Origin of the sequence: Streptantibioticus ferralitis, assembly GCF_029223525.1 — a bacterium.
GTDB classification, from domain to species: Bacteria; Actinomycetota; Actinomycetes; order Streptomycetales; family Streptomycetaceae; genus Streptantibioticus_A; species Streptantibioticus_A ferralitis.
On record NZ_JARHTQ010000016.1, the window covers coordinates 56,278 to 71,697 of the forward strand.

13 protein-coding genes are annotated in these 15,420 nt (G+C 69.8%); 5 read left to right on the forward strand and 8 right to left on the reverse strand.

The window, feature by feature from the left end:
* Positions 1-81 precede the first annotated feature (81 nt).
* Entirely contained in the window at positions 82-990 is a 909-nt protein-coding gene (locus tag P2L57_RS23155; protein ID WP_275817608.1) for a helix-turn-helix transcriptional regulator, read from the forward strand.
* Positions 991-1,033: 43 nt separating this feature from the next.
* Here P2L57_RS23155 and P2L57_RS23160 read toward each other — a convergent pair whose 3' ends face one another.
* From P2L57_RS23160 to P2L57_RS23175, 4 genes are all read right to left on the reverse strand, one after another.
* Positions 1,034-1,603, reverse strand: a complete 570-nt coding sequence (locus P2L57_RS23160; RefSeq protein WP_275817610.1) for a sugar O-acetyltransferase — start codon at positions 1,601-1,603, stop codon at positions 1,034-1,036.
* A 153-nt stretch (positions 1,604-1,756) separates the two neighbouring features.
* The gene (locus P2L57_RS23165) at positions 1,757-2,530 is read right to left on the reverse strand and encodes a hypothetical protein (RefSeq protein WP_275817612.1); all 774 of its coding nucleotides are present in this window, start codon (positions 2,528-2,530) and stop codon (positions 1,757-1,759) included.
* A gap of 283 nt (positions 2,531-2,813) precedes the next feature.
* The gene (locus P2L57_RS23170) at positions 2,814-4,217 is read right to left on the reverse strand and encodes a nucleobase:cation symporter-2 family protein (protein ID WP_275817614.1); all 1,404 of its coding nucleotides are present in this window, start codon (positions 4,215-4,217) and stop codon (positions 2,814-2,816) included.
* Between the two features lie 457 nt (positions 4,218-4,674).
* On the reverse strand, positions 4,675-5,352 hold the full coding sequence (locus tag P2L57_RS23175) for a transglycosylase SLT domain-containing protein (protein WP_275817616.1): 678 nt from the start codon (positions 5,350-5,352) through the stop codon (positions 4,675-4,677).
* Positions 5,353-5,612: 260 nt separating this feature from the next.
* Between P2L57_RS23175 and P2L57_RS23180 the strand changes: the two genes are divergently transcribed.
* The 4 genes from P2L57_RS23180 to P2L57_RS23195 all read left to right on the forward strand — a co-directional run bounded on the left by P2L57_RS23180 (position 5,613) and on the right by P2L57_RS23195 (position 10,685).
* Positions 5,613-7,436 (forward strand): type IV secretory system conjugative DNA transfer family protein, encoded by a 1,824-nt coding sequence (locus tag P2L57_RS23180; RefSeq protein WP_275817618.1) that lies wholly within the window; start codon positions 5,613-5,615, stop codon positions 7,434-7,436.
* A complete protein-coding gene (locus P2L57_RS23185) occupies positions 7,433-8,017 on the forward strand; it encodes a hypothetical protein (protein WP_275817620.1) in 585 nt (194 codons plus the stop codon). The genes P2L57_RS23180 and P2L57_RS23185 overlap by 4 nt, the downstream gene beginning before the upstream one ends.
* Complete coding sequence (locus P2L57_RS23190) at positions 8,014-9,162, forward strand: hypothetical protein (RefSeq protein WP_275817622.1); 1,149 nt, start codon at positions 8,014-8,016, stop codon at positions 9,160-9,162. The genes P2L57_RS23185 and P2L57_RS23190 overlap by 4 nt, the downstream gene beginning before the upstream one ends.
* Positions 9,163-9,236: 74 nt before the next feature.
* Positions 9,237-10,685 carry a glycosyltransferase family 4 protein gene (locus tag P2L57_RS23195; protein ID WP_275817624.1) on the forward strand — a complete coding sequence of 483 codons (1,449 nt, stop codon included), beginning with the start codon at positions 9,237-9,239 and terminating at the stop codon, positions 10,683-10,685.
* A gap of 45 nt (positions 10,686-10,730) precedes the next feature.
* Here the strand turns inward: P2L57_RS23195 and P2L57_RS23200 are convergent, their stop codons facing one another.
* From P2L57_RS23200 to P2L57_RS23215, 4 genes are read right to left on the reverse strand one after another with little or no spacing between them, the layout of a single operon-like run.
* Positions 10,731-11,486, reverse strand: a complete 756-nt coding sequence (locus P2L57_RS23200) for a hypothetical protein (protein ID WP_275817626.1) — start codon at positions 11,484-11,486, stop codon at positions 10,731-10,733.
* 33 nt (positions 11,487-11,519) lie between these two features.
* Positions 11,520-12,704: an NlpC/P60 family protein gene (locus tag P2L57_RS23205; protein ID WP_275817628.1), complete on the reverse strand. Its 1,185-nt coding sequence runs from the start codon at positions 12,702-12,704 to the stop codon at positions 11,520-11,522.
* 3 nt (positions 12,705-12,707) lie between these two features.
* Positions 12,708-13,499, reverse strand: a complete 792-nt coding sequence (locus tag P2L57_RS23210; RefSeq protein WP_275817630.1) for a hypothetical protein — start codon at positions 13,497-13,499, stop codon at positions 12,708-12,710.
* Positions 13,500-15,416 carry a hypothetical protein gene (locus tag P2L57_RS23215; RefSeq protein WP_275817632.1) on the reverse strand — a complete coding sequence of 639 codons (1,917 nt, stop codon included), beginning with the start codon at positions 15,414-15,416 and terminating at the stop codon, positions 13,500-13,502.
* Between the last annotated feature and the right edge of the window lie 4 nt (positions 15,417-15,420).

Sequence of the window (15,420 nt, forward strand, 5' to 3'; positions counted from 1 at the left end):
CGGGGTACTGCCAGCCAGGGAGTGATACGGCCCCCCAACCGCGTTGCCATGTCGCGCCGCTGCGCTGGCAGACTGGGCGGCATGACCGAGCAGACCGAGCTGGGACGGTTCCTGCGGGCCCGCCGCGGTGGCGTTCAGCCCGCCGACGTCGGGCTGCCGACCGGTGCCGGAGTCCGCCGAACCCCCGGGCTGCGGCGCGAGGAGCTGGCCACGCTCGCCGGTGTGAGCATCGACTACTACACCCGCCTGGAGCGCGGCAAGGAGACCCGTCCCAGCCCCGCTGTGGTCGAGGCGCTGGCCAACGCGTTGCGGCTGAACGACGAGGAGCGCGACTATCTGCGCGACCTCGCGGCCCAGGCGGCCCGGCGCGCCCCCGAGCCCCGCCCGCGGCCGTCCCGGACCGTGCGCCCCAGCGTGCGGCAACTGCTGGAGACGGTCCGGCCCAGCCCGGCATACGTGGTCAGCCGCACCAACGACCTGTTGGCCGCGAACCCCGGTGGCATGCGGCTGATGCACGGCATGGCCAACTGGCCCGCCCGGCAGCGCAACACGATCAGGTACACGTTCCTGCACCCGACCGCCCGTACGCTGTGGCCGGACTGGGAGCAGAAGGCCAAGGCGTGCGTGGCCCAACTGCGGGCCGTCGCGGGCAGTGACCCCGACGCACCCGATCTGGCCGCGCTGGTCGGCGAGCTGATCGTCAAAAGCCCGGACTTCAACCGGCTGTGGGAGCGCTACGAGGTCAGGGTGATCGGTGACGGCGCGAAGACCTTCCACCATCCGGCCGTCGGCACGATGACCCTCACCCACGAGGTGGTGAACCTGAACCGCACCGACGGACAGCGCTTGGTCATCTACATGGCCACGCCCGGAAGCCGGGACCATGACGCGATGACGCTGCTCGACCTGGGAGGTCTGGAGCCCGAGGACGGCGAAACGGTGACGGAGCCGGTCGAGCGCACCCATGAACGGCCGGTGCCGGGCAACTGAGCTGGAGCGTCGCGGTGTTGCGACACATAGTGCCCTGGGCCGGTCATCCCGGATGTCCGTCCAGGGTGCGGATGACCCGGGCCGGGTTGCCGACGGCCAGGACGCCGGACGGTAGGTCTTTGGTGACCACGGCTCCGGCACCGACCACGGTGTTCTCCCCGATGGTCACCCCGGGGCAGACGATCACTCCGCCACCGAGCCAGACGTTGTCACCGATCACCACCGGGTCCGCCCTTTCCCATCCGGCCCGCCGGCGCTCCGCGTCCAGCTCGTGGGTCGGGGTCAGCAGCTGCACGTTCGGCCCGATCTGCGCGTAGGCGCCTATGGTGATGGGCGCGCAGTCCAGGAAGACCGCGCCGAAGTTGACGAACGTACCTGCCCCGATGCCGATGTGGTAGCCGAAGTCGCAGTGGAACGGGGGCCGGATCCGCACGTCCTCACCCACCGAGCCGAGCAGCTGTTCCAGGATCTTGCGGCGCTCGGCGGGAGCGTACGGACCTGGTGCGTTGTACGCCGCGCAGAGTTCGGCACGGCGTACGGAGTCCGCGGCCAGCTCGGGGTCGTCGCTGATGTACCAGTCACCGGCCAGCATGCGCCGCTTGTTCTCGCCCAAGGGTGCCCTCCCGTTGGATCGGCCCACGGTTGCAAGCGCGTCAAGCGTCGCACAACAGCCGAGTGCCGGGCCGCTGTCGCGCCCGGCTGCTCCATGGCATGGACCGTCGGTGCGGCACCGGACGTAACCCGGCCGAGCTCCGGCAGACCGCCGCTAGTTGCACCAGAAGAGGAAGCAGGACTGCGGTTGCGTCGGTGTGGGGCGTGGTGCCGGGGTGGGTTGCGCATGGGTGGGAGCGGGGGGCGGCGCCGTCGTGGGACGTGCGGGGGCGGTCGGCATGGTCACGGACGCCGGAACCGCCGTGTGCGCGGCGGCGGTTGGCGTCGCCGACATACGCGGCTTGGCGGAGCGCGACGGGCTCGGCGGGGTCGTGCCCTTCACGGGGGCCGACTGCTGCGGAGCGGCTGGGCTCCCGCTGGTCGTCGCCGCCGGAGCCTCGGAGGCGGACGAGGCCGCCGACTGCGAGTTGTCCCCCTGTGACGAGCCGGTCGGCAGCAGATCACCCGGCAGTATGGTCGCGGCCACGCCGACCAGCACGATCCCGCCCGTAACGCCCAGGACCAGCTTGGCGGTTCTGCCCCTGCGGCGCGGTGCCCGGCGTGAGCGGCCGCCGCCTCGGCGGCGTGACGAGGCGGCGGGGGGAGCGGGCTCGTCCTCCCCGGGTTCGTCCTCCTCGGGCTCGTACTGCTCCGGTTCGTACTGTTCTGGCTCGTACGCTTCCGGTTCGTACGCTTCCGGTTCGTATGCCTCGGGTCCGTATGCCGTCGGCGCGGCTTCCCCGGGCGCGGCGGCGGTGGGCCCGGTCGGCTGAGCGCCCTGTGGGGAAGGGGACCACGCCTCGTCCAGCCGCTGCCCGGGCATCGGCGGGATGTGGCTCTGGTAGAGGGGATGCGGACCGGGCTGGGGCGGACCCTGCGGCTGCGCCATCCATATCGCGTGGGCGTTGACGGGCAGTCCACACGCTGGGCAGACGTGTGCTCCGCCGAGGTAGCTTCCGCATCGCTCGCAGTAGTGCATGCGGTGGTCCGTTCCTTTGGATCAGCCCCCCAGCTCCCCCTGGCGCGCCACACCATACTGACGAGAATCCGCGAACGCCATGGTGGGCGTCACCAAGTCCGAGCTGTGCCGATGCACCCCGGTCTGTGCCCGCGGCGGCACTTCGCAGCGCCGCCGCACGCCGTACACCAGCCGGTCACCGCCGCTTCGGGTCTCAGATCGCGGCGGGCCGGGTCTGCGTTCCGTCCTGCGCGGGGGCGGCCTGTTCCCCCTCCGGTGCGGGGCTGTCGGCGCCCAGGTGGTTGAAGACCAGGTTGAGGGTGAAGGCCAGGATCACGGTGATGGTGATCGGGCTGCCGAACACGGTCTGCGCCCAGTCGGGGAAGTGCTTGAAGAAGACCTCGTTGCCGAACTGGTCGGTGGCGACCGCGGGCAGCATGCCCACCCCCAAGGAGACGGCCACGATCAGCAGGTTGTGGTTGTCGCGGAACTCGACCTTCTTCAGTGTCTGGATGCCCACCGCCGTCACCATGGCGAACATCACCAGGGCGGCGCCGCCGACCACCGGCTCCGGCACCGCCGCGACGAACGCACCCACCTTGGGCACCAGGCCCATCAGCAGCAGCACCACGCCCGCCCCGGCCACCACCCAGCGGCTGCGCACGCCGGTCATCTGCACCAGCCCCACGTTCTCCGCGTAGGCGGTGTCCGGGAAGGAGTTCATACAGCCGCCGAGCACCGCGGACAGACCGTCAGTCGCCAGGCCCCTGGCGATGTCGGCGTCGGTGAGCTGCTTGCCGGTCATCTCGGCCACGGCCAGCATGTCGGCGGTGGACTCGGTGTAGGTGACCAGCATCACCACGCACATGGAGATGACCGCCGCCGCGTCGAAGCGCGGGGCGCCGAAGTGGAACGGTGCCGCGATGCCGAACCAGCCCGCGCCGGCAACTCCCTTGAGGTGGAACAGGTTCATCGGGACCGCGATGAGACTGCCGACCGCGATCGCCAACAGCGGTGCGATCTGGCCGAGGAAGCCGCGCAGCACCTTGCTGAAGATGACGATCAGGGCGACCACGCCTAGGCCGAGCGCGATGTGCGAGAGCTGGCCGTAGTCCTTGGCCCCGGTGTTGTGCCCGGCGATCATCCCGGCGCCCGGGCCGATCAGCGACAGGCCGATGATGGCGATCACCGTCCCGGACACCAGCGGCGGGAAGTACTTGATCATCTTGGCGAACGGCCTGGCGATGATCAGCCCGAAGACACCGGACGCCAGCATGGCTCCGTAGACGGTGGGCAGACCGTGCTTGGCGGCGATCGTGATCATCGGGCTGACCACGGTGAAGGTCGCACCGGCGACGACCGGCAGCCGTACTCCGAAGATCGTGCCGATGCCGACCGCCTGGATGACGGTCGCGACACCGGCGACCAGTAGATCGGCGTTGACCAGCAGGGCGATGGTTCCGAAGTCGAGTTTGAGCGCGCTGCCCACGATGAAGGGCACGGCCACGGCGCCCGCGTACATGATGAACACATGCTGCAGGCTGAGGACCGCCAGGCGGGCGGGCGGCAGTACCTCGTCGACAGGGTGTGTCCCGTCCTTCTGGGATGGCTGTGGCAACCGCATCGTTTCCTCCGGCAGGTGGGGAAAGTCGGAAAAGCCTGTGGCGACGCCGCCGCAACATCCCCTCGCCTACGGAGAGTTGTGCGGGATGTCGGGCATGCGTCTGCCTGCGGTGGCGTCGTCGGCACCTTGTCGAACGGTGTTGCCCAACGAGGACGGGGGGCGTTGGTCCCCGCTCCAGCGGGGTGCCGGCATCCGGCCTCAGTGGCGGTGCTGTGTGACCCGGACCCTTGTGGGCGGGCCGTGTGCGATCACCGTGGCGGTGCCCGGGCCGAGGGCCTGAGCGATGCGACTCGGTGGCCGAGAACCGACGGTGATGTGGCAGTCAGTAAACTGCCTGGCGAACGCCGAGTGCCACTGTGGGAACCTCCATGAATCCCGGCCGAGATGCGAGTTCTGTCTGTAGGGTCGCACAACAGATCGGAGCGGGTGGCGCCGCGGGAGCGCGACACCGTCACCGCGAGTGGTGCAGGGCCTGTGCGGCCGTCGACCAGTTCGCGTGCAGGCGGTCCAGGTAGGACTGGGCCGCCGAGCCCGGCTTCGCCCCCTGGGCGAACGCGTCCATGTTGCCCGGCCCGGTGTTGTAGCCCAGGGCGAGCAACTCGTCCTTCGGGTAGGGGCTGGACCGCTGCGCGGGCAGTTGCCGGGCCAGGTCGTGCAGGTACCAGGCCGCGGCCTCGATCGCCAGGGCCGGGTCGTCGGGCAACTGCTGCCAGTCCCGGCCGGCGAAGTCGCGCCCCTGCTTGACCTGGTCGAACGCGGCCTTGTGCATGTTGGCGACGCCGAACGCAGCGTCCGGTTTGATGCGTTGCCAAGCCCGCTCCCAGGCCGGGTCGTGCGGCTTGTACGACTCGTTGTACAGGATCGCCATCAGCAACTGCGGGTCGACGTCGGCCTTTTCGGCATACCTCGCGACCTGTGGAGCGAAACGGGCGGGATCCTGGTCCGCCGCCGTCGGCGAGGGCCGGCCGGTCGGGCTGCTCTCCGGCGCGCTGGAGACAGTGGGCGCCGCGGACTTCGCCGGACCCGCCGAGCCCGAGCCGTGCCCACCACGGCTCGCCGCCCATCCGGCCACCACCACCACGACGGCCACCAGGGCAAGCCCCCGCCGAGAACTCCGCGGCTCTCCCATGCCGTGCCTCCCCAGTTGCCGTCAGTCGACCCCGCGTACCGAAAGATACGGGGCGCGACCGGCAAAGGGGACGAGGCGCCGTCGCCTTCGGGCAGGCGTACGCGCCGGAAGCGTCGCCTCGGCTGAGGCCGCCGGATTCGCCCGCCGATTCCCAGGCGGCCCAGCCCGGTCCGGCACCCGAACCGGCGTCTGATCAGGTGCTAACGTGCGTTGATCAAATCGCCCGATCGGGTGAGCTGCGTGCAACGGGGGACGGGGAGATGAGCCGCGGACGGGAGCTCGGACGACAGCAGAGGAAGGCCGGGCCACAAGGTCCGGCGGCTATCGCGAAGGCTGTTGCGGTCATCGCCGCGGTGGCCGTGACCTGGCATATCGCTGTGTGGGCCGCCGCCGATGGCATGCGCATCGGTGATGTGCAGGCCACCGGCCGCGCGTTGTTCCTGCGGCAGCCGCTCGGCGGGCTCGGAGCGGGGATCAGGCCGGGGTCCCCAGGCCTCACCTTGACACTGTGGGCGGTGTTCCTTCTCGGCCCCACCCTTCTGGGATGGGCCGTGGTGCGGGCCTTCCGCCGTCGCGTGCACGGTGCCGGAGGCGAAGGCCTGGCGACGGGCGCGGAGGCGCGGTCCGCGCTGGGTGAACAGCGGGCTCGTGACTCCGCCGCGCAGACCCGGGCGGCTACGTTCACCCGGCCCGACGGCAGCTTCGACCCACGTGCGGCGGCTCGCGCCGATCTCAGGGAGGTCGGCTGGTCCCTCGGGCGCCAACTCGGCACCGGGCAGCGGCTGGTGGCGACTCCCGAGGACTCGGTCGCCGTGATCGCACCGTCGGGTGCGGGCAAGTCCCGTACGGTGGTGATCCCCGCGTGCCTCGACGCGCCGGGCCCGTTGGTCGTCACCTCCACCCGTGCCGATGTACTCGACGTCATCGCAGAGCCGCGTTCCCGGTTGGGGCGGGTCTGGGTCTTCGACCCTCTCGACACGGTGGGCTGGCCGGACCCCATGGTCTGGGACCCGATAGCCGGGTGTGCGGATGGCGAGACCGCGACATCCCGGGCGTTGTCCTTCTCCGTCGGCATGGGGGCGGATGACTCCTCGTCCTCCAACGCCGGATTCTTCCGCCAGACCGCCTCCTCGGCGCTGACCCGGCTGCTGCACGCGGCGGACCTGGAGCGCAAGACCATCGAGCATGTGCTGCGGTGGGCCACCAACCTGGAGAACGCCAACGAACCGCGCGCCATCCTGGCTGACCACCCGCGTGCCGAACCCGGCTGGGACGTCCTGCTGAGGTCGGTGTCCACCGGCGCGGACGAGACCATCGCCTCGACCCGGCAGACGCTCGCCGCCCAGATCGAACCGTTGGCCCTGCGCAAGGTGCTGCGGTGCGTCACGCCGCAACCAGGTGTGGCGTTGTTCCAACCGGACGCCTTCGTGGCGTCCCGGGACACCCTCGTGCTGATCAGTGACGCGAACGCCTCGACCAATGTGGCACCGCTGACCACCATGCTGCTCGGCGAGGTCGTCGATGCGGCGAAGCGACGTGCCCCACGCACCCCGTCCGGGCGGCTCGATCCGTTCATCCGCCTGGTGCTCGACGAGGTCGCCAACGTCGCCCCGCTGCCCAAGTTGCCCGCCCTCGCCTCCGACGCGCGCGGTTACGGCATCCACCTGGTGTACGCCCTGCAGTCGCTCGGCCAGGCGGTACAGCGATGGGGCCGCCAGGAAGCGGACACACTCCTTGACAACGCGGCGGCAACGCTGGTCATGGGAGGTCTGAAGGACGTCGAGGCGCTGCGCCGCTTCTCCGAGCTGGTCGGCGAGACCGAACTGACCGAGGTCTCCACCCAACGCGACACCTCTCGTCTCTTCGGCTACGGCACTGTCAAGAACGAGCGGGAGAAGCGGGTACTGCGGCCGGAGGAGATCCGGCAGTTGCCGAACGGCCAGGCACTGCTGCTGTTCCGTGGTGCTCCCGGTGTCATCGCGCAGCTCGAACCCTGGGACCAACGGCGGGAGGGTCGGCAGCTGCGCCAGGGTGAGCAGCTCACCCGGCAGCGGCGTCTGGGGACCGATCTGGAGAACGTGTGAGCGCCGAGCAACTGGAAGAGCTCGTCCGACAGTTCGCGTTGCGGGTCAAACGCGAGCAGCACGAGGTCGAGGAGGTCCTCGGTGAGGTGCTCCAGCGCCTGTCGGCGCTGGAGCAGGGCCAGGCCCGACAAGGCGGAACGGAAGCCGCCGCAGCGGCACCCGCCGGGGACGACCCCGCCATGCCCTCCCCCTGGTCGTACCGTGCCACCGAGAAGGACTGGCGGGACCTGGCCGGATGGGTCGACTGGATCAGCACCCACTACGCACCCCAACTCAACCTGCGCATCTGGCCGTGCTGGCCCTCGCATGGCGGAGTCGTGGAGGAACTCGCCGCCCTGCACGCCGCGTGGCGGGCGGCGGCCCTTGCCGACGCGGAGTCGCAGAGCGTCTCGCCCGACATGGCGTACTGGCATCAGATGTGGCTGTGGCCCACTCTCGACCGGATTCGGCAGAACTACATGTTCAAGAGCTGCGAGACCGACCACACCCCCGACCGGGCAGGCCGCCCGACGGACCCGACCGTCCTGGAGAACCGCATTGCCGCCGCACCGGCCCGCGACAAGGGGAAGATGAGCACGTGAACACGTATGAGGCACAGGGGAACCTGGCGGATCGGTACGAGCAGTTGTACTCGGCCGCGGCACGGATGCTGTGGGTACAGGAGAATCCTGCCTGGCGTCAGGACGTCTGGCCGCAGGAACGCCGTGTGGCCTGGGGCGAGTTGGAGGCAGTCCTGCGGGACGCCGACGCGAACCTGCCACAGTCCGGCACGCTTTCCGACCCGGCGCGCCATCTGCTCTCCCGGCGCGCGGCGGGCGCCGACGGCCAGGACCGACCGATCACCTTCGACGAGGCGGTACGGGACTGGAAGGCCCGGCTGGAGGCCGACCCCGGCTTCCTGGAAGCACGGCAGGAACCCTTCCCTGACTACTACATGGAGCCGGGGGCGTGTGTGGTGGTCCACCCGTCGCGGCATCTCGCGATGGTCGGGATCTTCCCGGAACTCTTCCATCGGCTGGCACCGGGCCGCCCGGGCTGCACCATCGGGGCGGACGCCGCCGAACTCAGCCAACTGGCACACGAGGCCGCGGACGCACTGCGCGCACCGCTGACGGGCCAGGCCGCCACGTCGCACCCGGGCGCAGCGCCGTGGATCTCCCCGTCCTCCCAGCGCGTGAGCGATGTTCCCGACCTCACCGAGCGCTACGAGCGGCTGAGTCGAGCCGCATGGCGCGCGGCGGAGACGGTGCCGTCGCGCGAGGAACTGCGGGCTGCGTCGGACTACTCGGTGAAGCGCGAGGTGGCCGATGCGGCGGGGGCGGTGACGCAGCTCCTGGCGGGCCGGCAAGTCCAGGTGTGGCGAGAAGAATTCGACTTCATGGACCCGGCGCGTCACATCATGCACGCCATCGACACCGGGGATGACGGCGAGGACCGGCCGCTGTCCTTTGCGGAATCGGCTGACCGATGGCGCAAGCTGTTCGCTCAAGGACCGCTTCCGTGGACTCCGGCGGAGTACCAGGTCCAGTTCCACCCGGACCGCGGGGAGACCGACATCGCGCTGTCCGCTACCAGGGCGCTGGTCTTCGCCGAGTTGCTGGACGAGTTCGCGGCGCGCGTCTACCCCGGTCGGGAAGCAGGGGTGATCGAGTTCGGAGCGTACGAGCTCGGGCAGTTCGTAACGTGGGGTATCGGGCGTGAGCTGCGAGCTCACTCTGGATTCTGATTGGTAGTCAGTCTGTGGCTAATCGGCAGCGCATACTTGTCGTCTCCGACGAAAGTGGTCTTGGCCAGGGGGGTGTGCAGACTTTCAATCAAGAGCTCACCGAAGCACTTGCCAAAGAACATGACGTGACCCTCCTGACGGCGGACCCGAAGACCACCCGACCGCACGCAGGCGCGAAGACCCTCACCATCGACCCTGCCGGAGACAGCAAGCGCGACGCTCTGACCAAGGCTGCCGAGCTGGACCCACGCAGCTATGGTCTGAACGACCCGCAGCAGGAGCCGTACGACCTGATCATCGGCCACTCCCGGTTCTCCGGACCGGCCGCGGCCGCTCTGCGGGAGAACTGGTACCCGGACGCCCGAGTCGCGCACTTCCTCCACACCAGTCCGGAGCGTCTTGACGAGGTCAAGGGCCAGCCCGAAAAGGGGGCGGCGAAGGCCGCGGTCGAACGTGAGGTGATGCAGAAGGCCGACCTCGTCGTCGGCGTCGGCCCCCTGCTCACCGAGGAAGCCCAACGGCTGTCCGCGCAGGGTGGAGGGCGGCTCCCCGACTCGCATGAACTCGTTCCCGGCACGGGGATCGAAGAACTCGTCCAGCACTCAGGCCCGAAGGAACGCCTGAACCTGCTGCTCATGGGGCGCACCGATGACCCGATCAAGGGCGTTGACGATGCGCTCCGGGCCGTGCGCCAGCTGCGCCGCGAGGGAATGGATGTTCACCTCACTATTCGGGGGGCCAACGAAGAGACGCTGGCCCAGGTTCGCGGAGAGGCCGCGGCATTGGCCGGCGGGGCCAAGGCCGTCACGGTCCTCCCTCGTACCGACAACAAGGCCGAGCTGAACAACGACATCCGCAACGCCGATGCCGTCATCATGCCCTCCAGGCACGAGGGCTTCGGTCTGGTCGCCACCGAGGGCGCGGGTCATGGCGTGCCGATCCTGGTCAACGAGGAGAGCGGCGCAGCACGTTTCCTGAATGACGCCAAGCGCGTCCCGCCAGAGATCGGTCGGCCCTGTGTCGTCCCCGAGCCGCCGGATCCGAGCATGCGGCCCCAAGCGTGGGCCGATGCCATCCACCGACTCAAGGATGAACTTCCGCAACGGCAGCAGAACGCGGTGAAGTTGCGCGAGACCCTGAAGGGCTATTCGTGGGAGCACGCCGCTCGTGGTCTTACCGACGCGGCGATGCGGACCACGCCCGCGACACACCAGCAGCACACAACACACCATCAGCGTAGGAACGCCTCCGTCCAGGCGGCGTACGGAGAGCTCATCACCGAGGCACCGGTGGCCGAAGGGCAGGAGGCACAAGAAGCCCGGGAGGAGTTCGAAGTCAGCGAGGACCTGGTGGAGTTGCTCGGCGAGGACAGACCGAGTCTGCGGGATCGGTTGGCCAACCGCGCGGCGGCCGAGCCGGTCACCGCGCAGCCGGTCGCCGCGCCGCCGGTCATCGAAGGCCCGGCGCTGCCGCCGCCCCTCCCGCAGCAGGGCCCCGGCCACACGAAGGGGCCGTCGCTCTAGGCGCCCATACCGGCGCACCCCTACCCGGGGTGCGCCGGGTGGGCGTCAGGCGTCCGCCGGGCGTCCGCCGACTCGCAGGCTCAGCTCCCGCAGCCGCCGCTCGGCACTGGCGACTGGGCGGGGGTCCTCCCGGCAGACCACCTGCCACATCTGGAGGACCTGCTGCCCGATGTGCAGTGCCGTGGTCGGGTCCGCGATCAGCTTCCAGGCGGCGTGCGCGTTGCGCGCCGCCTGGAGCGTCTGGTCGTACGGTGCGCCGCCCACCTCGCGCATCCGGGCGACCTGGGCGTGCAACCAGGCGGCCTGCGGGTAGTCGTTGGCCACCAGGGCCAGGTGGCCCTGGATGTGCAGGGTGTTGACCGTGTACGGATGGTCGGCGCCGTAGCGCTGGGTGAGCATCCCCACCAACTGGCCGGCGACGGTCATGGCCCGCCCGGGGGCGCCGCCGGTCTCGGCGTCCCGGATCTGCTCCCAGAACGGCTCGTACTCACGCGGCGGCGGCGCGTTCCAGTCGTGCCGCACGATCGGCTGCGGTTCCGGGTGCGGGCTGGAGGAGGCCGTCACCGTGCCGTCCACGTCCACGAAGAGCGGCCATGTGGAGCCGTCCACCTCCTTGGCGTTGACCCGCACCGGGCGGCCGAGGAACGCGGCCTTGATGGTGGCCTCACGCAGCCCGGCCACCCGGGGGTCGCCGCTGGTGGGAAGCGCTTCACCGTCCACGCTCACGCTGCCGTCGGCCATCAGCACGATGGTCATGACCGGCGACAGCGGGACGGCCGACGGATCGGATATGGCGGGCACGGCTGGATCCTACTTCCTCCTGGTTCGCGCCCATTACCCCGCGTGCGGATAGTAAGGAGGCGCCCAACCCAGGTAGGTCGCCCCCCACTTGGACTCGATCTCCGTGGCGGGAACGACGTCGATGTACCCCGGCCGCAGGATGTCGTTGCTGGCGATCATGCCGTTGCCGACGTAGATGGCCACATGCCCGGCCCGTTCACCGGTGTCCCAGAACATCAGGGCGCCCGGGGGCGGATTGCGGTCGCCGTCGTGCCGCATCGACTGGGGCATGTCGACCAGGTACAGATCCTTGGCGTAATTGGTGCCCGAGAAGCTCCATCCGTACGCGATCGCGGTGAACGCCAGGCACTTGTCGTACCAGTCTCCGGAGCCGTTGACCTGCTGCTTGGCCCAGGAGATGGCGTCCTGCGAGGAGCGCGGGTTCTTGACCTGCGCAGGCCAGGGGGAGTTCCCGTCGTGGAACGGCTCACCTGGCTTCCCAGGAGTGCCGGAGTCGCCACCGGTCTGGCACTGTCCTCCGTCGTGGGTGGTACCGCCGCTCGTATCGCCGCCACCAGAGGTGGAACCCTGCGCGCTGCCGTCCCGGTTGAGGTCGATGCCCGCCTTCTGCGCGACCTGGCGTGCCTCGCCCTCCCGCGTCGCGTACAGGTCGGGGAACGCGGAGACCTGGACGGCCTGCGCCGCGTCACCCAGGGGCATGGTCAACCAGTTCTTGATGTCGACCAGGCCGGGCGGCCAGTTGGCGCCGCGACCGCCGAAGAACGCGTTGGCCGAGTACTTCGGATCCATGATCTGGTCCTTGCTGCCCCAGCCCGCCGACGGCCGCTGCTGGAACAGGCCGATGGAGTCCCGGTCCCCGTAGTCGATGTTGTGCAGTCCGGACTCCTGCAGCGCGGTCATCAGGGCGATGAGAGTGGCGCGGCCCGGCAGTTTACGGTCGGCGGCCACCCCGTCGATGACCTTGGCGTTGCTGATCTCGTCCTGCGTCGGGTCGCCGCCGCTGACCACCGTGCTGCCGTTGCCGTTTCCGTCGCCCTGCGGTTGCCCGCCACAGGTGCCGCTGTCCGCGCCGAGGGCGGCGCCGGAGCCCACGCCGCCCACCAGACCCACCAGGATCAGGAAGATCAGAAAGAGCGCCGCCGCGGCGGCGGCGACCTTCATTCCCACCGCGCGACTCGCGACTCCCGCCGCGGCCGCGACGAATTCGCGTCCCTCCATTCCTCAGGCCAAATCGGGTATGCGGGAGACCAGCCATCCCGTGTTCCCGTAGACGAGTTCGAGATGCAGGGTGCGAGTCTGCGTGGTGGTCTTGTCCGCCGTGACCTCGATGGAGGCAGTGGTCGCCCGGTAGACACGCTCCTTCGGCAGATCCACCGGCAGGCCGTCGCCGCCCTTCTGGACCGCCACGTTCACCACGCGGGCGACGCCGCCCTGGATCACCAGCCGCTTGAACGCCGGATCGGCGAACTGCATCAGGTTGTCGTGCAGCGCACTGGTCATCCAGGGCGTGGCGCGCTGCACCGACGGCTGCCAGGTCTGGTCCTTGACCGGGTTGCGGGTCAGGTATGCCGTGATGAACGCGGACGCCACCGCGTCCGGGTTCTGCGTGTCAACCACCGGTGACGCGGAGGCCGTTGGTGCGGACGCACCCGTGCTGTCGGACGGCGGCGCGATGGACGGCGCGACCGCGGTCGGCGAGGCGGCGGCGGTCGCACCACCGGACTTCCCCCCGCTGTGCGACAGCCACGCGGTGCCCGCTCCGATCAGCAGGATCACCGCCATGACGACGATCACGCCGCCCGGGGTGACCGGCTCCGCCTCGCGTTTGCGTTGGATCCACTCCTTGCGGGCGTCCCGGTCGTCCGCCCGCCACTGCTTGCGGGCCCGTCTGCGCTGCCGCTTGCTGTCCTGCGGGGACACGAGGTCGTCGGGGTAGGCGTAGTCGGCCTTCAGCAGATCGCGCCAGTGCTGCGGGGGCGGCGGCTTGCGTCGGGATTCCTTGTCGTCGGACACCTAGCGTTCCTCTTTGTCGGCGGCGCGGCGGGTGGGGCGCGGGGTCCGGTTGCCCTGCGGCTGCGGGGGACGGAAGGCGAACTCCGCCTTGCCGCGCTGCCCTTGGCGGCGCGGGCCCGACGGGTTGCGCTGGGCCTGCTGCCGCCGGTCGGCGGTGCGGTGCATCCGCTGGTTGGGCCGGATGTCACCGACCGGGACGGAACGCCGCCGAGGCGGCACGTACCGGGTACGCGAACCCGGACCGATCTCGCCCGCGCGCGGCTCGCCCGGCCTCCCGTTGGCCGGTGGGCGCTGGTCGCTCGACGGCTGGCTGCGGGGCCCGTCCGGTTGCTGGGGCCGCGGTGCGTTGCCGTTGCCGGTGCCGTTGGGGGCCTGGAAGGGCCCTCGGTTCAGGATGTTGAACCGCCGAGGGATGGGGGAGTCCGAGTCGTCTCCGCCGGAGCTGCCCCCCGACCTGCCACCTGCGCCCCTCGCGGAGACCCTTGCGCCTGCGCCGAGTCCGCCGCCACCGCCACCTGCGCCGAGGAACTTGCTCGCCGCACCGCTGTAGGCGCGCATCGCCATGGACGAGGCCATGTTGCCCAGGGCTCCGGGGCCGCTCACCGAACCCACGATGGTCTCGACGAGGCGGCGGAGCTTGAAGGCGACGATGGCCGCCGTGATCGACAGTCCGGAGGAGACGAACCAGCCCAGTTTGTCGGCCGTCTGCGTGCACGCAGACGTAATGATCATGACGCAGCCGAGCACCAGCGTGGCGACGAACGACTGCAGCACCATGCCGAGCAGCGTGTCGAACCACTTCACGCCCCACTGCCGTGGCCTGCCGGGGATCATCCACAGACAGGCGAAGACCACCCCGCATATCAGCAGCATCAGGGCGCCCAGCAGCGAGGCGATCGAGGCGAACGCCAGCATCAGGGCGAGGGCCGCGTAGATGATGATGGAGATGAGTCCCAGCAGCAGGACCATGAAGCGGCCCGCGGGCTGCTTGCCCTGGCGCCACTCGACGGATGCCTTGCCGACGAACAGGTCACCGGAGTTGTGGTTTCCGGGGTCGTTGTTCACCGCGTGGTCCAGCCAGTCGTCCCGGCTCTTCCCCCGTTGTGCTTGTTGCAGCAGGCCGTCTCCGGCCTTCTGGCACACCTCAAGGCTGCCGAACTCCGCGAAGCACCAGGGGGTTGCGACATAGGTCCGCCAGACCGCGTCGCCCGCCTTCCGCATGACGACGTCCTTCGGCTTTCCCGCGATCTCGACCTTGTGGTCCATCTTGATCGGGAAGTCACCAGGGTCCCCGATCCCGGCGTCGGCCACGGCGAACGAGATGTCGGAGCCGATGTTCCGGGTCGAGTTGACCCCGTCGATCCATGTGCCGGGGCTGGTCAGCAAGGAGACGGAGAAGACTCCGGCCGCCACCAACCAGCCGATCTGGGTCAGTGCCGAACCGTGTGCCTTCTTGTGGTTCCCGAAGGCGACGAGGGCGCCCACCACCAGGCAGGCCGGCAGGAGGGTGGTGACCAGTTTGTCGGAGGCACCGGAAATGGCCTTCTGGATGGGGTCGCTGAGTTCGGGAACGGACGCCCCCTCAAGGGCCCACTGGGTGATGACCACACAGCACCGGCCGATCAGCACGATGACGCCCATCAACACCGTGTTGATGACGTGCATGACGAGCTGAAGGTCGGCGTTGACGTCCGTCCCCCAACTGGTGTCGATGTGTTCGTCCAGCGACCAGACCCCGAGGTTCGTGGAGTACGTCTCGTAGAGGGTGCCGGTACCTTTCGGGGGCTGGATCGGCGCGGGTATGAGGCCCCCGATACCCACCGGGTCGATGGGGGTCGCCGCCGAGGCGACACCGGAGAACACCACGATCGTGGTGAGCGCCCCCAGGACGGGGATGGCAAGAGTGCGCAGGCGCATGACC